The sequence below is a fragment of the Deefgea piscis genome (genome assembly GCF_013284055.1).
In the GTDB taxonomy this organism is placed as follows: Bacteria; Pseudomonadota; Gammaproteobacteria; order Burkholderiales; family Chitinibacteraceae; genus Deefgea; species Deefgea piscis.
On the sequence record NZ_CP054143.1, the window covers coordinates 1605845 to 1623834 of the forward strand.

Genomic DNA, 17990 nt, shown 5'->3' on the forward strand with positions numbered 1-17990 from the left:
CCGCTATCGTTGAGCTGGGGCTTAAAATCCCGTCCAAGCGCACCGAGTGCGGAGAGAGACAAACGGTTTTATCGTTTGGCTCACGACAATCGAGGGCACAGCGGAGCTGGGCGCGCTCGGGTCGCCTTTCTTTTCCCCCATTTTCTTTGGCGAGTCAAAGAAAATGGGGTCCCCGTCGCGGACTGCGACTGTAAAACAATGTGCCGTAGGCACTTAAATATCATCAACACGCAATCTGAACATCATCAGTTTTTTTTGTGTCGTCATCGGCGGCACTGATCTCTAGTTCAAAATGCAGCACGTCGATGTGCTTTGTTGCTTAACGTGGGTGTCTATGGACACGCTGATTAAATGGAAATGTTATGCGCTCAATCTTTGCTGTGATGTGTTTGTTGCTGAGTTCGCTCAGCTTTGCCGCGCCGCTTAAAGTCGTTGCCAGCTTTAGTATTTTGGGCAATCTAGTGCAAGAAGTGGGTGGGGATCACGTGCAAGTGACTACGCTGGTTGGGCCGGGCGAGGATGCGCATGTGTGGCAGGCCAAACCCGCCGATCTGAAAAAACTGTCGGGCGCTTCGCTGTTTTTTGTTAATGGGCTGGGTTTTGAAGGCTGGCTAAAACGCGTTGAACAAGCTGCGGCCTACAAAGGTAAAGTCATTACGGTGACCAAAGGTTTTAAACCCTTGGCACTGGAGGATGATCATGGACACAGTCATGGCAAAACCGATCCACATGCTTGGCATGATCCGCGCGCCGTATTGCTGATGGTCGATCAAATTAGCGCTGCGTTGCAAGCGGCCGACGCCAGCCATGCGGCGGCTTATCAAGCCAATGCGGCGGCGTTTAAAGCCAAAATCACGCAGTTGGATCAACGTACCGCAGCGGCGTTTGCGGCGATTCCAAGTGGCAAAAAGAAAGTGGTCACCTCCCACGATGCCTTGGGCTATTTAGGCCATCGTTACGCCATTGAGTTTTTCCCTTTGCAGGGCATTTCAACCGAAGCTGAGCCAAGCGCCAAAGAAATGGCGGTGTTAATTCGCCAAATGCGCAAAAGCCAAATCAAAGCGGTGTTTGCCGAAAATATCAGTAACCCAAAATTGATTGAGCAAATCGCCCGCGAAACTGGCGCTAAAGTCGGGCCGGCAATTTACTCTGATGCTTTGGCCAAACAAGCGCCAGCCAATAGCTGGATGGGCTTATTTGAATACAATACCCAAGCTATTTTGCGCGCTTTACAGTAAGCTGCGGCGCTGATCGCGGGGCAAGGCGCGGGTTTGATTTTTGCGCGCTGACTTGTTTTTTTAATGCTAACGCCGGCAATCGCCGGCGATTTTTTGTGTAATCGTATGACGCATCCCAGCCCTAGGCATAAACATCGTTTCATTGTTTTAGATAGCTTTCGTGGCCTTTGTGCCTTGAGTGTGGTCGTGTTTCATCTGCATTTATGGCAAGGCTTTAGCGAATGGGACTTTTTTCGCTCGGCCGGCTTAATGGTGGAGTTTTTCTTTACCCTCAGTGGCTTTGTGCTGGCTTATCGCTATCAGCAAGAAGCGATGAATGGCCGTGGGTTTGCGCGCTATATGGTGAGCCGGTTTTTTCGGATTTATCCGCTGCATCTGGTGATGTTGCTGCTGTTTACCGTGTTGCTGTTGCTGCAAGTGGGCCATAACGCATGGGCGATGACTGGGCAGTGGCTGTACCAAATTGTCTTGCTGCAAGCGTGGTTGCCAACGGCAGATCCGTTTGCCTTTAATGGCCCGGCATGGAGTATCAGCGTGGAGTTCTATCTCTATGTGCTGTTCGGGCTGATACTCTGGGCTAGCGGTCGTTTTCAGCGTTGGGCTTTTGCGCTGGTGCTGCTCGGCTGCTCGGCGTGTGTGTATTTGCAAGCCGATTTTGTTGGCAGCGGCGGGTTTCGCGGTATCACGTGTTTTTTCTTAGGCGCTTTGGCGTATCACGGCTTTGATGTGATCCATCGTTGGTATATTGGCCGTGTTCTGGGCAGTGTGATTGAGGTATTGCTCTTAATCGCTTTGTATGTGGTCATTACCGCGCAATACCCAATGAAGAGCTTTTTTGCTGCGTGGGCATTTGCTGTGGCCATCATCGGTTTTGCGTTTGAAAGCGGTATGATTTCTCGCGTCCTGCGGCAAGCGTGGTGGGTGAATCTGGGTAAATGGTCGTTTTCAATTTACCTCACGCATTACGCCGTGGTGCATTTGATTCAAGCCGGATTTGAAACCTTTCTCTCGCAATGGTTACGCGTGGGCAATGGCTTGGTGTATCTCAGTAGCGGCAGTGCTTGGGGCGATAATTTAATCGGCTTGGCGATTTTGGCCTTGGTGTTATGGCTGTCACGCTGGAGCTATCACGCGATTGAATTGCGCGGCATTCGTTGGGGCAAGCAAGTTTTGGCACGCGCTTAAGCCGCGTGTGTAATGCGACCGATAGTCGCTTACCCCGTCGATGGCAGGCTTCAGGTAAAATCGAACATTATTTGACGTGAACAAGACAGCCATGTGGAAACCCAATGCCACCGTTTGCGCGGTGATCGAAAAAGACGGTCGATTTTTGCTGGTTGAAGAGCGCATTGAGGGTGAGTTAAAACTCAATCAACCGGCGGGCCATATTGAATTTGGTGAATCGATTGTCGCCGCTTGCCAGCGTGAGACACGTGAAGAAACCGCATATACATTCACGCCAACCGCGTTTCAGGGCCTCTATCAATGGACGGTGCCGGGCAGTGAGCGAACCTATTTGCGCTTTGCGTTTACAGGCGTTTTGGGCGAATGCGATTCGACGCTGTCGCTCGATGACGGCATTGAAGCGGCGCTGTGGTTGACGCGTGACGAGATTGTGGCGCGAGCCGATCAGCATCGCAGCCCGTTATTATTGGCGTGTGTTGATGATTATTTGGCGGGGCAGTCGTACCCGCTGGCGGTACTGAAAGATTTTGATAGGTTAGCGAAATGACAAAAATTGTGATTGGATTATCCGGCGGCGTGGATTCGTCGGTGGCGGCGCATTTACTCAAAGCGGCGGGGCATGAAGTGCACGGCGTGTTTATGCAAAACTGGGAAGACGACAATAGCGACGAATATTGCTCGATCAAAGAAGACAGCATGGATGCGATTGCGGTGGCCGATTTGCTCGGCATCGATATCGAGCTAGTCAATTTTGCCGCGGAATACAAAGACCGCGTATTTGCGCATTTCTTGGCTGAATACTCAGCAGGCCGCACGCCGAATCCCGATATTTTGTGTAATAGCGAAATCAAATTTAAATCGTTTTTAGAATTTGCCATCAAACTCGGCGGCGCAAAATTGGCTACCGGCCACTACGCAAAGACTCGTTTGCGATCCGACGGCCGTACCGAAATGCTGCGCGCAGCCGATCAAAGCAAAGATCAAACGTATTTCTTGTATCGCCTAAGCCAAGAGCAGATCTCGCACGCGGTGTTTCCGCTCGGCGATTTGCAAAAAACTGAAGTGCGCGTGATTGCCGAGCAAATTAATTTGCCGAATGCTAAGAAAAAAGACTCTACCGGCATTTGCTTTATCGGCGAGCGGCCATTCCGTGAGTTTTTAAATCGCTACCTGCCCAAAACACCGGGCAAAATGGTCACGCCGGAAGGCAAAGTGATGGGCGAGCATCAAGGCCTGATGTACCACACGCTCGGTCAGCGCGGCGGCCTGGGCATCGGCGGCACCAAAGGCAATACCGAGCCATGGTTTGTCGCGGGCAAAAATCTCGAGACCAATGAGCTACTAGTGGTGCAGGGTCACGATCATCCGCTGCTACTGAATACCACCATGATCGCCAAAGATTGCTCATGGATTTTGGGTGAAACCCCGCTTGAGGGTCGCTACACCGCTAAAACCCGTTATCGCCAACAAGACGCTGCGTGTACGCTGAGCTACGTCGACGGCGGCGTGCAGCTGGTGTTCGACGAACCCCAATGGGCGATGACGCCGGGGCAGTCGATGGTGCTGTATAAAGATGAAGTTTGCTTGGGTGGTGGGATTATTCAGTAAGCCATCAAAACAGGGTGCGTAAAATTGTGGAATATATGTTTCATTTCATTTAGCGATAATGCACTTCTGAATCGACTGAGTTAGGCTGAAGTCGGCTAATTCGTTGATATTTAAGGAAGGGAAATGGATCAGATAAAAAGCAAAGTTCATATTGAATCGACTCGGCTTTTGATTAAACCTTTTTCCGCCAGTGATGCTGACGAGGTCTTTGCTTGCATTACACCCACGCTTACTCGTTTTATGTCATGGGATCCTCCCGATAGCCGAGATGATTTTGACTTGGTTTGGTGCTCTTGGTTAACAGCTATCGATGATGGAACTGACTATGTTTTCGCGATACGTCATATCAGTGACTGTAGTTTCCTGGGTTTGGTTGGCCTCCATCACTTACGAAGCATTACTCCAGAGCTGGGAATATGGATTAGAGAGGATCGTCATCTGCAAGGATTTGGTCGTGAAGCGGTGGGCTTAATTGCGCAATGGGCTTCGCAGGACATGGGTGTTACAAGTTTCATTTATCCTGTTGCAATAGACAATCATCCGAGCCGCCTCATCGCTAAGTCACTGAATGGGGTAATTGTTGATCGCTGTGTAACACGGAAATACAACTCTGTTATTTATCGTATACCTAGCCAGTACGGTAGGTTGGGCTAAACGAAGTGCAGCCCAACGTTTACCGCGAATGTTGGGCTTCGCAAGCTCAGCGCCAACCTACAAAAATGCTTGCTTTGGTGTGCGTTTATCGTTGAATTAAAAAAAGCCACTCAATCGAGTGGCTTTTTCGTGGGTATTGTTATGCAGCCATTATCTGTAAATGACTAGCGTTAAATACCCCTATTGTAGCGTTTCCATTTTCGGGCTGCGGCCCATTAGGTCGGTAATGATTTCACTGACTGGCACGTTTTCAAACAGCACTTGGCAAACGGCGCGGCTGATGGGCATTTCGATATTTAGCGCCGCAGCTTGGCTCACTACTTCACGCGCAGTCGGTACACCTTCGGCGACGTGACCAAGGTTTTTTAACACTTCGTCTAAATTCAAGCCTTGCGCCAACAACAGTCCAACACGGCGGTTACGCGATAAATCACCCGTTGCGGTCAGCATCAAATCGCCAATCCCGGCCAAGCCCATCATCGTTTCGGCCTTGCCGCCCAGTGCGGTGGAGAAACGCGCCATTTCCGCTAGACCGCGAGTGAGTAGTGCGGCTCGGGCATTCAGGCCCAGGTTCAAACCATCGGCAACACCAGCGGCAATCGCCATCACGTTTTTAACTGCGGCGCCGATTTCAACGCCGATTAAATCGTCGCTGGCATAGAGGCGCAGCACGCTGGTATTTAAGTCTTGCACCACTTGTTGAGCAAAAGCGGCATCACTCGAGGCGATAGTGACTGCGGCTGGCAGACCTTTGGCAACTTCTTGCGCAAAACTAGGGCCAGATAACATGCCGCGTGGAATGGTATCGTCCATTTCTTCCTGCGCAACTTGATGCGGTAATTTCATGGTTCCGGCTTCAAGGCCTTTACACGCCCACAGTACCGGCGCAGTGCTGCCCAGTTCGCGCAGCGCTTTGAGCGTGCTGCGTAATCCTGACATCGGCGTCACGATGAGGATCAAGCCAGCATCAGCAATGGCGTCGGCGAGTGTTGCGGTCACGCTGAGATTGTCAGGGAAGGGGGCGTCGGCGAGGTAGCGCTGATTGCAGCGTTCTGCCTGCATTTGTGTTACTTGTTCGGCCTCACGCGACCACAGGCTGACGGTTTGGCGGTCAGCAAATCGAATGGCAAGGGCGGTGCCCCAAGCGCCAGCGCCTAAAACAGCTAGTTTCAATGGGTATTCCTCTTGATTGCGCGGAGAATCGACGCCTTAAGCGCCCCAAACATCTTCAATACGAATGAAGCCAATTGGACCGTCGCGATGTTTGACTTTTAGCCAGCCTGAGCCCGCAGAGTCGAGTAGTTCAAGTAGTACATTACGTTCTACTTTATAGATGGTCGCCGATGATTTATTCGCCGCTTGGTGAACGGCACTCATTCGGCTGACTTGGACGTAGCGACGGGCGACTACATCGGATTTTTTAATCCAGCTTAGCGTGCCATCACGATCACGAACGCGAATCCAGTCGCCTTGCTCGCTGAGCATTTCGAGTGGAATGTTAGCGCTGAGAATAAAACGTTTGCTGGCTGTGTCGGCAGGGGCATCATAAACAATGACGCCGTGGCGTGCGGTTGATCGGTAATCAACCGCCTGAGCGCCACTTGCCAAAACGGCAAGTAGGCTCATGACGCACACTCGATTTAATAACGCAGATCGCGTTACCAAATTAATGTGTGATTTGTTCATTGGCTTCTTGTGCTGCAGCTTCAGCTTGTTGGCGTTGTTGCATATAAATGCCTTCAAAGTTGATTGGCTGTAAAAGCAGTGGTGGGAAGCCTGCACGAGTCGTTAAGTCAGAAACGGCTTCACGTAGGTAAGGGAATAAAATACTTGGGCAGCCAATACCGAGTAATGGATCAAGTTCAGTTTCTGGCACGTTTTCGATTTGGAATAAACCGGCTTGAGTAATCTCAACCAAGAAAATAGTCCGATCTTCAGCGGTTGCAGTGGCGGTCACTGTTAAGCTGGCTTCAAAAAAGCCATTGTCAAAGCTACGCGCTTGATTGCGGAACTGAATGTTAAATTCTGGCTGTTCTTGTTCCATAAATGCATTCGGTGCACTTGGAGATTCAAGAGAGATATCTTTTACATAAAGTTTTTGTACGGCAAAAATCGGTTGTTGTACTTCTTGAGTTTCTTCGCTCATGATCATCCCTTAAAAACGGTTGCGTATTATATAAAAAAGAATTTTACGATGCTTCAATGGAAATCATCGCATAGTTTGCGATGCCGATGCCATCGAGACGATACTATTTATTCAGTAATGGGTCGAGCTTACCGGCGCGATCTAGCGCAGCGAGGTCATCAAAGCCGCCCACATGAAAATCGTCGATATAAATTTGCGGCACAGTGCGCTGACCACGCTCTACCATGACTTGTCTTTGGCTTGGGTCGAGATCCACCCGGATCTTAACTAAATCAGTAATCCCTTTATGCTGTAATAAGCGCTCAGCGCGGTCGCAGTATGGGCAAGTACCGGTGCTATACATTGTTACTTTCGCCATCAATTTATTCCTCAAACGGTATATCGCTTATTTAATCTTGTTAAGAACATAGGGGCAAATGAAGCGGAAACAAGATCTAGAATGGTTTTTTCATGATTAAAATGCATGACATATAACTTAATTGCTCCGCTTGCATGTCATTTGCGTAGTTTTGATGCTCATCTCAATAATATATAAGTGACTAAATTTAATAGTGATGAGCACTCTAGCTTTAAATAGTTAAAATGCTTTAAATTTGATTCTATATAAATCAACGGCTTATCACCTTGCCTCGGTTTTCTTTGCAACTAGGTGTTGACGGACTTTAGGTGGGTGGGTATAGTTCGGCCTCTCTGCTGCTGACACAGTAAGCGAAACAAGCGGTTTTCCAGCTGGTTTCGGTGTCTAAGCCACTGATCTTTAACAAAATACAGCCGATGAGTGTGAGTGCTTGGTTTGCCAGTCAAACAAGTGCTTACACTCAAGATTTAAAAGAAATCTTGGTTTTTAACCAAGTGTTTCTTTGAGTAATGAGTACTAAGCCAAGTATGTAAATTCAGCTAGATTAAACGAAAGAGTTTGATCCTGGCTCAGATTGAACGCTGGCGGCATGCTTTACACATGCAAGTCGAACGGTAACAGGGTGCTTGCACCGCTGACGAGTGGCGAACGGGTGAGTAATACATCGGAATGTACCCAGTAATGGGGGATAACGCTTCGAAAGGAGTGCTAATACCGCATACGCCCTGAGGGGGAAAGTGGGGGACCGCAAGGCCTCACGTTATTGGAGCAGCCGATGGCTGATTAGCTAGTTGGTAGGGTAAAGGCCTACCAAGGCAACGATCAGTAGCGGGTCTTAGAGGACGATCCGCCACACTGGAACTGAGACACGGTCCAGACTCCTACGGGAGGCAGCAGTGGGGAATCTTGGACAATGGGCGAAAGCCTGATCCAGCAATGCCGCGTGCGTGAAGAAGGCCTTCGGGTTGTAAAGCGCTTTTGTCGGGGAGGAAATCCTAGTGGTTAATAACTGCTGGGGATGACAGTACCCGAAGAATAAGGACCGGCTAACTACGTGCCAGCAGCCGCGGTAATACGTAGGGTCCAAGCGTTAATCGGAATTACTGGGCGTAAAGCGTCCGCAGGTGGCTTGATAAGATAGACGTGAAATCCCTGGGCTCAACCTAGGAATTGCGTTTATGACTGTCTCGCTAGAGTATGGGAGAGGGGGGTGGAATTCCACGTGTAGCAGTGAAATGCGTAGAGATGTGGAGGAACACCGATGGCGAAGGCAACCCCCTGGCCTAATACTGACACTCATGGACGAAAGCGTGGGGAGCAAACAGGATTAGATACCCTGGTAGTCCACGCCCTAAACGATGTCTACTAGTTGTTGGGCTTTTCGGAGCTTAGTAACGCAGCTAACGCGTGAAGTAGACCGCCTGGGGAGTACGGTCGCAAGACTAAAACTCAAAGGAATTGACGGGGGCCCGCACAAGCGGTGGATGATGTGGATTAATTCGATGCAACGCGAAAAACCTTACCTGGTCTTGACATGTACGGAATCCTTTAGAGATAGAGGAGTGCCTTCGGGAACCGTAACACAGGTGCTGCATGGCTGTCGTCAGCTCGTGTCGTGAGATGTTGGGTTAAGTCCCGCAACGAGCGCAACCCTTGCCATTAGTTGCTAACATTTAGTTGAGCACTTTAATGGGACTGCCGGTGACAAACCGGAGGAAGGTGGGGATGACGTCAAGTCCTCATGGCCCTTATGACCAGGGCTTCACACGTCATACAATGGTCGGTACAGAGGGTCGCCAACCCGCGAGGGGGAGCTAATCTCACAAAACCGATCGTAGTCCGGATTGCACTCTGCAACTCGAGTGCATGAAGTCGGAATCGCTAGTAATCGCGGATCAGCATGTCGCGGTGAATACGTTCCCGGGCCTTGTACACACCGCCCGTCACACCATGGGAGTGGGTTTTACCAGAAGTAGCTAGGATAACCTTCGGGAGTCCGGTTACCACGGTAGGATTCATGACTGGGGTGAAGTCGTAACAAGGTAGCCGTAGGGGAACCTGCGGCTGGATCACCTCCTTTCAAGAGAAAGATTGGTAGATTAAGTACTCACACTCATCGGCTGTAGATTTGAAAGAAACGATATGGGTCAGTAGCTCAGTTGGTTAGAGCACCGTGTTGATAACGCGGGGGTCATAGGTTCGATTCCTATCTGACCCACCAGTATCACGGGGGTTTAGCTCATCTGGTAGAGCACCTGCTTTGCAAGCAGGGGGTGAACGGTTCGAGTCCGTTAACCTCCACCATTATCTGCTGTAGAAAATAGAATTCTATGTATTGCACGTTGTTATGTGCAGTGTATTTTATTCTGGTTTCTAAAATTAGAATGATTAGTCATTTAATGATTAATTAAATATCGCTCTTTAACAAAATAGAAGAAGTAATTAATTCCAATAAACATTGTAATGGAATTAGATTTGAGAATAACTGCTTGCAGTTGTTATTGAGTTTAGTTTCAAAGTAAAAATATTGGGTTGATTGTATCTGTTCAGTTGTGCTGGTCTCATGCCAGTGTAACTGAACCGCAAGTGAAATGAGAACTCACTTGCAAGTCGCAAATACGATTTCAGTAATCTGAGATACGTTTTACGTGTTTGAGGTTATAGGATCAAGCGAATAAGTGCATCTGGTGGATGCCTTGGCGATGATAGGCGACGAAGGACGTGATAGCCTGCGATAAGCGTGGGGGAGCTGGCAAAGTGCTTTGATCCCACGATTTCCGAATGGGGAAACCCGGCCCTTTTGGGTCATCCTAGACTGAATACATAGGTCTAGCGAAGCGAACCCGGTGAACTGAAACATCTAAGTAACCGGAGGAAAAGAAATCAACCGAGATTCCCAAAGTAGTGGCGAGCGAAATGGGAAGAGCCTGTACGTGATAGCAGTAGACTTAATAGAATGGAATGGAAAGTCCAACCATAGTGGGTGATAGTCCCGTATATGAAAAGTCAATTGTGGTACTAAGCGTACGAGAAGTAGGGCGGGACACGAGAAATCCTGTTTGAAGATGGGGGGACCATCCTCCAAGGCTAAATACTCATCATCGACCGATAGTGAACCAGTACCGTGAGGGAAAGGCGAAAAGAACCCCGGGAGGGGAGTGAAATAGAACCTGAAACCGGATGCATACAAACAGTGGGAGCCCTTGAAAAATGGGGTGACTGCGTACCTTTTGTATAATGGGTCAGCGACTTACGTTCAGTAGCGAGCTTAACCGAATAGGGGAGGCGTAGGGAAACCGAGTCCGAATAGGGCGCATAGTTGCTGGGCGTAGACCCGAAACCAAGTGATCTATCCATGGCCAGGATGAAGGTGCGGTAACACGCACTGGAGGTCCGAACCCACTAACGTTGCAAAGTTAGGGGATGAGCTGTGGATAGGGGTGAAAGGCTAAACAAACTTGGAAATAGCTGGTTCTCCTCGAAAACTATTTAGGTAGTGCCTCATGTATCACTGACGGGGGTAAAGCACTGTTATGGCTAGGGGGTCATCGCGACTTACCAAACCATGGCAAACTCTGAATACCGTCAAGTGCGAGCATGGGAGACAGACCTGGGGTGCTAACGTCCTGGGTCAAGAGGGAAACAACCCAGACCGCCGTCTAAGGTCCCAAATGATCAATTAAGTGGAAAACGAGGTGGGAAGGCACAGACAGCCAGGATGTTGGCTTAGAAGCAGCCATCATTTAAAGAAAGCGTAATAGCTCACTGGTCGAGTCGTCCTGCGCGGAAGATGTAACGGGGCTCAAATTGATAACCGAAGACGCGGATATGACCATTTATGGCATATGGTAGAGGAGCGTTCTGTAAGCCTGTGAAGGTGTCTTGAGAAGGATGCTGGAGGTATCAGAAGTGCGAATGCTGACATGAGTAGCGATAAAGGGAGTGAAAAGCTCCCTCACCGAAAACCCAAGGTTTCCTGCGCAACGTTCATCGGCGCAGGGTGAGTCGGCCCCTAAGGCGAGGCAGAAATGCGTAGTCGATGGGAAACAGGTTAATATTCCTGTACTTGATATAAGTGCGATGTGGGGACGGAGAAGGTTAGGTTAGCCAACTGTTGGAATAGTTGGTTTAAGTGTGTAGGCGGGTGTCTTAGGCAAATCCGGGACGCTGTTAACGCTGAGGCATGATGACGATTCACTTAGGTGATGAAGTAACTGATACCCTGCTTCCAAGAAAAGCCACTAAGCTTCAGCTTATATTGAACCGTACCGCAAACCGACACAGGTGGGTAGGAAGAGTATTCTAAGGTGCTTGAGAGAACTCGGGAGAAGGAACTCGGCAAATTAACACCGTAACTTCGGGAGAAGGTGTGCCTTATAGGTGAAGAACCTTGCGTTTGGAGCTATATAAGGCCGCAGAGAAATGGGGGCTGCGACTGTTTATCAAAAACACAGCACTCTGCCAACACGAAAGTGGATGTATAGGGTGTGACGCCTGCCCGGTGCTGGAAGGTTAATTGATGGGGTGCAAGCTCTTGATCGAAGCCCCAGTAAACGGCGGCCGTAACTATAACGGTCCTAAGGTAGCGAAATTCCTTGTCGGGTAAGTTCCGACCCGCACGAATGGCGTAACGATGGCCCTACTGTCTCCTCCCGAGACTCAGCGAAGTTGAAGTGTTTGTGAAGATGCAATCTCCCCGCTGCTAGACGGAAAGACCCCGTGAACCTTTACTGTAGCTTTGCATTGGACTTTGAAGTGGTTTGTGTAGGATAGGTGGGAGGCTTTGAAGCAGAGACGCTAGTTTCTGTGGAGCCGTCCTTGAAATACCACCCTGACCCCTTTGAGGTTCTAACCTTGGTCCGTTATCCGGATCGGGGACCGTGCATGGTAGGCAGTTTGACTGGGGCGGTCTCCTCCCAAATTGTAACGGAGGAGCTCGAAGGTCGCCTAGGTACGGTCGGACATCGTACTGATAGTGTAATGGCAAAAGGCGGCTTAACTGCGAGACCGACAAGTCGAGCAGGTGCGAAAGCAGGACATAGTGATCCGGTGGTTCTGTATGGAAGGGCCATCGCTCAACGGATAAAAGGTACTCCGGGGATAACAGGCTGATTCCGCCCAAGAGTTCACATCGACGGCGGAGTTTGGCACCTCGATGTCGGCTCATCACATCCTGGGGCTGTAGCCGGTCCCAAGGGTATGGCTGTTCGCCATTTAAAGTGGTACGTGAGCTGGGTTCAAAACGTCGTGAGACAGTTTGGTCCCTATCTGCAGTGGGCGTTGGAAATTTGAGAGGGGCTGCTCCTAGTACGAGAGGACCGGAGTGGACTGACCTCTGGTGTACCGGTTGTCACGCCAGTGGCATTGCCGGGTAGCTAAGTCGGGAAGAGATAAGCGCTGAAAGCATCTAAGCGCGAAACTTGCCTCAAGATGAGATTTCCCTAGGGTTTTAAATCCTCTAAAGAGTCGTTCGAGACCAGGACGTTGATAGGTTGGGTGTGGAAGCGCAGTAATGCGTTAAGCTAACCAATACTAATTGCTCGTGAGGCTTGATCCTATAACCTGAAGCGCGTAGTGCGACGATGGATATAATTGACCCAAAGTAGGACGGTGTGAAAGCGCTGAACTACAAAAAATACTTAAATGGTGTTGATTGGTGTGTAGTATAATTACTTCTTCTATTGATTTTACGAGTTAGCGTTGTAGGTTGCGGTCTGAAAAGATAGCGGCTGAATGCGATAACTCTCGTGTAGCTCGAAAGAGTTGCACCAGACAGTTTAATGTCTGGCGACCATAGCGAGGTGGTCCCACTCCTTCCCATCCCGAACAGGACAGTGAAACACCTCAGCGCCGATGATAGTGCGGATTGCCCGTGTGAAAGTAGGTCATTGCCAGACTTCCCATACCAGAAAGCCCGATTCGAAAGAGTCGGGCTTTTTGCTGTTCTTTACTTTTACGAGCACACTATCAAATAAATTTGATGTTAACTACATTTCAATATGTAGTTCATCGTTCTCATTTTATTGGTGTGATAACTTTAACTTAGGTTAGTATTCAGAACTTAACGGCCAAATTAATATTTAAATCAAAGGGGCTTTAATGCAAAACGCTCTACCTATTTATTCTATGCCTGAATTCGAAAGTAAAATCTGCCCGCCAGAGTTATTGGCAGAGAAAATTCAATTACTAGCACGCCCCTTGGTTTTTACTAATGGCTGTTTTGACATTTTACATCGTGGTCATGTAACTTATTTGGCGCAGGCTCGTGCGCTGGGGGCGAGTCTGATCGTTGCATTGAATACGGACGAGTCGGTGCGTCGTTTGGGTAAAGGCGATGATCGGCCAATTAATCCACTGGCTAACCGTGCTGCAGTGATCGCGAGTTTAGCTGCGGTTGATCTTGTGACTTGGTTTCATGAAGATACGCCTTTTAATTTAATTGATTGTGTCCAGCCGGAAATTCTTGTTAAAGGCGGCGACTGGCAATTAGAGCAGATCGTCGGCAGTCGAGAAGTTTTAGCTAGAGGCGGGGTTGTACATTCGATTCCATTTTTATTTGATACTTCTACGACCCAGACATTGAAGAAAATAAGAGGTGATGAATGAGTTCAAATACAGAGAATGTTTTATTCAATGTCGTTAAGGATGTTAAACATTTAGGTTTTTTTAGTACGGACTTTTTATTACAAATTGCTGTTTTATTGTCATGCTGGGGTTTAGCTTTTTTAATTGTAAACCGTTCAAAGAGGCGTGTCGCAGCAAAAAATTTCCGTTGGCAATTAGCTAATGATGGTGTGCAGCGTTTATTATTTCCTGTGTTAGCACTGATTTTAGTTACTCTAGGCAATATTACATACCAAGTGTTTGAAGGACAAACCAGCTCTTTATTGCGTCTTGCTAATCTACTGATGGTTGGCTTGGTTAATATTCGTATTCTTGTTTATATTATTCGAAGAACTTTTGAAGGTGCAACTTGGGTGCAGCGTTGGGAGCGATATATTGCTGTAGTCATTTGGATTGGTTATGTATTGCATGTTGTAGGTATTTTGCCGCAGATTTTAGAGGCATTAGATACGATTAGTTTCGATGCTGGAAAAGTTCATATATCTATACTTACCGTAATTCAGGGTTTATTGTCGGTTGGTGCGACGCTACTGATTGCAATGTGGATTGGACGCTTAATCGAGCAGCGTTTAATGTCTACAGATGTTATGGATATGAACGTTCGTGTTGTGCTAGTTAAGGTAATGCGTTCGCTATTGGTTGTTTTGGCGGTGCTTGCGTCTTTATCAATGGTTGGTATTGATTTAACGGTCCTGTCGGTCTTTGGTGGAGCCTTAGGTGTCGGCTTGGGTTTTGGCTTACAAAAAATTGCTTCTAATTATGTTTCTGGATTTATTATTCTGTTGGATCGCTCGATTAAATTAGGCGATTTGATTTCAGTTGATAATCGCCAAGGCATTATTAGTGGCTTAACTTCTCGTTATATTGTTTTAAAAGCGCCTGATGGCACTGAAGCTTTGGTACCAAATGACACTTTAATTTCTCAAACCGTCGTGAATCAGTCTTATAACGATCGTTCGGTCTGGGTTGGTCTGCCTATTCAGGTGGCATATAACTCAGATTTAGATCAAGTTATGCGTCTCATGACAGAGATTACTAAAGATGAATCGCGTATTTTGAAAGAACCGGCTCCAGGGGCATTTGTTACAGCATTTGCCGATAGTGGTATTAACTTGACGTTAGGGTTTTGGCTAGCGGATCCAGAAAATGGACAGTTGGGTTTGAAATCTGACTTAAATATGAAAATCTGGCGGGCATTTAAAGCAAATAATATTGAGATTCCTTACCCTCGGCGTGATATTACGATTTTACCTGGATCAGTTTTACCTAATTCAAATGTGTAATGCTGTTGTTTTTGAGTAATGCTGAGTAAAATCAGCGTTCGATTATTTTTAATCGCAATGGCATAAACCTTGCACAAGGAAGATGGAATGGAATGGCTTAATGGAATGGTTGTTTTACCGTGGTGGGGCTATGTACTGGTCGTCCTCACGCTAACGCATATTACGATTGCATCGGTAACGATTTACCTGCATCGGCATCAAGCGCATCGTGCGCTTGATTTACACCCATTGATAAGCCATTTTTTTCGTTTCTGGTTGTGGTTAACCACGGCGCAAGTAACTAAGGAGTGGGCAGCAATTCATCGCAAGCATCATGCTAAATGTGAGAGCGTCGATGATCCACATAGCCCACAGATATTGGGTATTGGCAAAGTATTTTGGCAGGGTTGGGAGTTGTATCGGGCAGAAGCTGCGAATGTAGAAACATTGCAAAAATATGGGCATGGCACTCCGGATGATTTTTTAGAGCGTAATTTGTATTCGCGCCATGCATCGTGGGGACCGACTTTAATGGCGGTGATTGACCTATTACTATTTGGGGTAAATGGTATTTGGATTTGGGCCGTGCAAATGTTATGGATTCCAGTCACTGCAGCAGGGATTATCAATGGATTTGCGCATTACTGGGGCTATCGTAATTTTGAAACAGAAGATGCGTCTACGAATTTGTTGCCTTGGGGAATTTTGATTGGTGGAGAAGAATTACATAATAATCATCATACATTTGGTACATCAGCGAAATTATCTTATAAGTGGTTTGAATTTGATATTGGTTGGTTGTATATCCGCACGATGGCTATTTTGGGTTTAGCAAAAATTCGTAAAGTCGCACCTAAATTAAAAGTTACAACTATTCGTCCCGAGCTCGATGAGCAGGTCTTACAAGCGATTATTGCAAATCGATACGCAATTGCCGCGCATTATGCTCGCACCTTAAAACAAACTGTTGCCGCAGAGATTGAGCACTTATCGGCAACGGCTGCTTTGCCTTCAATGAGTTTTGATATTGCAAAACGCATGAAGCTTTGGTTAAAGCAAGATGCAAAAGATACTTCGGCTAGCGATAAAATCCATTTGGAATTAATTTTGACGCAAAGTAAGGTGCTGGAGCAGGTATATCAAATGCGACAAGAATTAACGCGTATTTGGGAGCGATCAACGTTGAATCGACATGAATTAGTTTTGCAGTTACAAGATTGGTGCACACGCGCAGAAAATAGCGGTATTCAATCTTTACGTGAATTTTCTTTGCGTTTACGTGCGATTGCTTAAGAAAAAAGTTTTAAAATAGTGTCATCATTAATTGAAGGCGAACCTTAGGTTCGCCTTTTTATATTTATTTTGGAGAATAAAACAATGTCATCTATTCAGCGTTACCATGTTGGCCCTCGTCTTTGTGAAACCGTAGTGCATAACAACACCGTTTATTTGGCAGGGCAAATTGCTGAAGATTTAGACAAAGATGCCTTGGGACAAACTGTAGAAGTTTTGGCGTGTATTGATCGCTTGTTGGCAGAAGTAGGTTCAGATAAGACAAAAATTTTGCAGGTTACAATTTTTATCACTGATATGGCTGATTTTGATGCGATGAATTTAGCTTGGGGTGAATGGGTCCCTCAAGGGCATACGCCAGCCCGAGCAACCGTTCAAGCTAAGTTGGCTGATCCCCGTTACAAGGTAGAAATGACGGTGATCGCCGCGCTCTAAATTGGTTATTGTGCATAGAATGTAAGTTAACAATTAGGTAGTGTGATTCGGGTCTTTCATTGTCTAACGAGGTTGCAGATGTCTCGAGTTATGTTGGCGTACTTAGCAAGTTGGCAGCAATGCGATATCAGTGCTTTGCCGGTAGAAAAATTAACGCATCTTTGCTATGCCTTCGCCAAAGTTGTCGATGGCGAAGTGATTGAGCAAGAATCTGGTGATCCACTGCTTAGTAATGAAGCGTATTGTCAGAAATTATGTGCGCAATTGCAGCAATTAAAACTTAGAAATCCAGCACTCAAAATCTTGATATCGATTGGCGGTTGGGGGGCAGATGGCTTTTCTGATGCTGCATTAACCGAGGCATCACGTGAGCAGTTTAGCCGTTCGACACTACGCTTTATGCAGAAATATCAGTTTGATGGTGTTGATTTGGATTGGGAGTATCCAAGCAATGCGATGGCAGGCATTAAAGCGCGACCAGAAGATCGGCAAAATTTCACTTTAATGTTGAGCTCATTACGGATTCATCTCGATGAGGCTTCTGCTCAAATGGAACGTAAAACCCCATATTTGTTAACCATTGCTGCAGGGGTAGGTACATACTATTTAGAGGGCGTTGAGCTAGAAAAAGTCGCGGCGCAGTGCGACTTTATTAATTTGATGACGTACGATTTTTATAATGGTTGGGCAACTTGCGCAGGGCATCATGCTAATTTATTGACCGCCGCGCATGATCCTAGTGGCGATAGTGCAGACCGAGGTGTACAGCTTTTTCTTGATCATGGTGTCGCGGCAGAAAAAATGGTGTTGGGTTGTCCATTTTATGGCCGGAGTTTATTGGGTGTGGCGAGTCCAGGTTTAGGCGCCGAGGGTCGAGCGCAATCGAATGGTACGCATAGTTATTACAAAATTGCGAATGAGCTTATTCCTAGTGGTCGTTTTACTCGGCATTGGGACGAATCAGCAAAGGCACCATGGTTGTTTGATGGTGATGAGTTTATTAGTTATGAAGATGTTGAGTCGATAGCGCTGAAAGGACAATATGTGAAACAGCGCGGCTTAGCTGGCGCTATGTTTTGGGAATACACTGAAGATCAAAGTAACGTCTTATTGGATGTATTGTGGCAAAACCTACAAGATTGATTGGTAGTATATTGATGTAGCCATTGTTTTGTATGGTTTTGCAT

The 17990-nt window shown here is 47.3% G+C and carries 14 protein-coding genes, 2 tRNA genes and 3 rRNA genes; 15 read left to right on the forward strand and 4 right to left on the reverse strand.

The window, feature by feature from the left end; all coding sequences use genetic code 11:
- Positions 1-362: 362 nt before the first annotated feature.
- The 5 genes from HQN60_RS07710 to HQN60_RS07730 all read left to right on the forward strand — a co-directional run bounded on the left by HQN60_RS07710 (position 363) and on the right by HQN60_RS07730 (position 4685).
- Complete coding sequence (locus HQN60_RS07710; protein ID WP_173533104.1) at positions 363-1238, forward strand: metal ABC transporter solute-binding protein, Zn/Mn family; 876 nt, start codon at positions 363-365, stop codon at positions 1236-1238.
- Positions 1239-1343: 105 nt separating this feature from the next.
- Positions 1344-2423, forward strand: coding sequence for an acyltransferase family protein (locus tag HQN60_RS07715; RefSeq protein ID WP_173533105.1), 1080 nt, complete (start codon positions 1344-1346; stop codon positions 2421-2423).
- A 91-nt stretch (positions 2424-2514) separates the two neighbouring features.
- On the forward strand, positions 2515-2970 hold the full coding sequence (locus HQN60_RS07720; RefSeq protein ID WP_173533106.1) for an NUDIX hydrolase: 456 nt from the start codon (positions 2515-2517) through the stop codon (positions 2968-2970).
- The gene (mnmA, locus tag HQN60_RS07725) at positions 2967-4031 is read left to right on the forward strand and encodes a tRNA 2-thiouridine(34) synthase MnmA (RefSeq protein WP_173533107.1); all 1065 of its coding nucleotides are present in this window, start codon (positions 2967-2969) and stop codon (positions 4029-4031) included. The genes HQN60_RS07720 and mnmA overlap by 4 nt, the downstream gene beginning before the upstream one ends.
- Before the next feature lie 123 nt (positions 4032-4154).
- Positions 4155-4685 (forward strand): GNAT family N-acetyltransferase, encoded by a 531-nt coding sequence (locus HQN60_RS07730; RefSeq protein WP_173533108.1) that lies wholly within the window; start codon positions 4155-4157, stop codon positions 4683-4685.
- 180 nt (positions 4686-4865) lie between these two features.
- Here the strand turns inward: HQN60_RS07730 and HQN60_RS07735 are convergent, their stop codons facing one another.
- The 4 genes from HQN60_RS07735 to grxC all read right to left on the reverse strand — a co-directional run bounded on the left by HQN60_RS07735 (position 4866) and on the right by grxC (position 7189).
- On the reverse strand, positions 4866-5858 hold the full coding sequence (locus HQN60_RS07735; RefSeq protein WP_173533109.1) for an NAD(P)H-dependent glycerol-3-phosphate dehydrogenase: 993 nt from the start codon (positions 5856-5858) through the stop codon (positions 4866-4868).
- A gap of 36 nt (positions 5859-5894) precedes the next feature.
- Entirely contained in the window at positions 5895-6311 is a 417-nt protein-coding gene (locus tag HQN60_RS07740; protein ID WP_173533110.1) for an SH3 domain-containing protein, read from the reverse strand.
- A 40-nt stretch (positions 6312-6351) separates the two neighbouring features.
- Positions 6352-6831: a protein-export chaperone SecB gene (secB, locus tag HQN60_RS07745; protein WP_173533111.1), complete on the reverse strand. Its 480-nt coding sequence runs from the start codon at positions 6829-6831 to the stop codon at positions 6352-6354.
- Between the two features lie 103 nt (positions 6832-6934).
- Positions 6935-7189 carry a glutaredoxin 3 gene (gene grxC, locus HQN60_RS07750; protein ID WP_173533112.1) on the reverse strand — a complete coding sequence of 85 codons (255 nt, stop codon included), beginning with the start codon at positions 7187-7189 and terminating at the stop codon, positions 6935-6937.
- Positions 7190-7735: 546 nt separating this feature from the next.
- Here grxC and HQN60_RS07755 point away from each other — a divergent pair.
- From HQN60_RS07755 to HQN60_RS07800, 10 genes are all read left to right on the forward strand, one after another.
- A 16S ribosomal RNA gene (locus HQN60_RS07755) occupies positions 7736-9269 on the forward strand.
- A 64-nt stretch (positions 9270-9333) separates the two neighbouring features.
- Positions 9334-9410: transfer RNA gene (locus HQN60_RS07760), tRNA-Ile, on the forward strand.
- A 7-nt stretch (positions 9411-9417) separates the two neighbouring features.
- A tRNA-Ala gene (locus HQN60_RS07765) sits at positions 9418-9493 on the forward strand.
- A 360-nt stretch (positions 9494-9853) separates the two neighbouring features.
- A 23S ribosomal RNA gene (locus HQN60_RS07770) occupies positions 9854-12746 on the forward strand.
- Positions 12747-12972: 226 nt separating this feature from the next.
- A 5S ribosomal RNA gene (gene rrf, locus HQN60_RS07775) occupies positions 12973-13086 on the forward strand.
- Together the 16S, 23S and 5S rRNA genes with 2 tRNA genes alongside form the textbook arrangement of a ribosomal RNA operon.
- A 202-nt stretch (positions 13087-13288) precedes the next feature.
- Positions 13289-13795 (forward strand): D-glycero-beta-D-manno-heptose 1-phosphate adenylyltransferase, encoded by a 507-nt coding sequence (gene rfaE2 / locus HQN60_RS07780; protein WP_173533113.1) that lies wholly within the window; start codon positions 13289-13291, stop codon positions 13793-13795.
- Entirely contained in the window at positions 13792-15096 is a 1305-nt protein-coding gene (locus HQN60_RS07785) for a mechanosensitive ion channel family protein (protein WP_173533114.1), read from the forward strand. Before rfaE2 ends, HQN60_RS07785 begins: the two co-directional genes overlap by 4 nt.
- Positions 15097-15183: 87 nt before the next feature.
- Positions 15184-16368 (forward strand): DesA family fatty acid desaturase, encoded by a 1185-nt coding sequence (locus tag HQN60_RS07790; protein WP_173533115.1) that lies wholly within the window; start codon positions 15184-15186, stop codon positions 16366-16368.
- Positions 16369-16452: 84 nt separating this feature from the next.
- A complete protein-coding gene (locus tag HQN60_RS07795) occupies positions 16453-16803 on the forward strand; it encodes a RidA family protein (RefSeq protein ID WP_173533116.1) in 351 nt (116 codons plus the stop codon).
- A 78-nt stretch (positions 16804-16881) separates the two neighbouring features.
- Positions 16882-17946, forward strand: a complete 1065-nt coding sequence (locus tag HQN60_RS07800) for a glycoside hydrolase family 18 protein (RefSeq protein WP_173533117.1) — start codon at positions 16882-16884, stop codon at positions 17944-17946.
- Positions 17947-17990: the final 44 nt, after the last annotated feature.

Coding starts and splice junctions, on each gene's coding strand:
- HQN60_RS07710 (WP_173533104.1), top strand. CDS start 363: ATGCGCTCAATCTTTGCTGTGATGTGTTTGTTGCTGAGTTCGCTCAGC.
- HQN60_RS07715 (WP_173533105.1), top strand. CDS start 1,344: ATGACGCATCCCAGCCCTAGGCATAAACATCGTTTCATTGTTTTAGAT.
- HQN60_RS07720 (WP_173533106.1), top strand. CDS start 2,515: ATGTGGAAACCCAATGCCACCGTTTGCGCGGTGATCGAAAAAGACGGT.
- mnmA (WP_173533107.1), top strand. CDS start 2,967: ATGACAAAAATTGTGATTGGATTATCCGGCGGCGTGGATTCGTCGGTG.
- HQN60_RS07730 (WP_173533108.1), top strand. CDS start 4,155: ATGGATCAGATAAAAAGCAAAGTTCATATTGAATCGACTCGGCTTTTG.
- HQN60_RS07740 (WP_173533110.1), bottom strand. CDS start 6,311: ATGAGCCTACTTGCCGTTTTGGCAAGTGGCGCTCAGGCGGTTGATTAC.
- secB (WP_173533111.1), bottom strand. CDS start 6,831: ATGAGCGAAGAAACTCAAGAAGTACAACAACCGATTTTTGCCGTACAA.
- grxC (WP_173533112.1), bottom strand. CDS start 7,189: ATGGCGAAAGTAACAATGTATAGCACCGGTACTTGCCCATACTGCGAC.
- rfaE2 (WP_173533113.1), top strand. CDS start 13,289: ATGCAAAACGCTCTACCTATTTATTCTATGCCTGAATTCGAAAGTAAA.
- HQN60_RS07785 (WP_173533114.1), top strand. CDS start 13,792: ATGAGTTCAAATACAGAGAATGTTTTATTCAATGTCGTTAAGGATGTT.
- HQN60_RS07790 (WP_173533115.1), top strand. CDS start 15,184: ATGGAATGGCTTAATGGAATGGTTGTTTTACCGTGGTGGGGCTATGTA.
- HQN60_RS07795 (WP_173533116.1), top strand. CDS start 16,453: ATGTCATCTATTCAGCGTTACCATGTTGGCCCTCGTCTTTGTGAAACC.
- HQN60_RS07800 (WP_173533117.1), top strand. CDS start 16,882: ATGTCTCGAGTTATGTTGGCGTACTTAGCAAGTTGGCAGCAATGCGAT.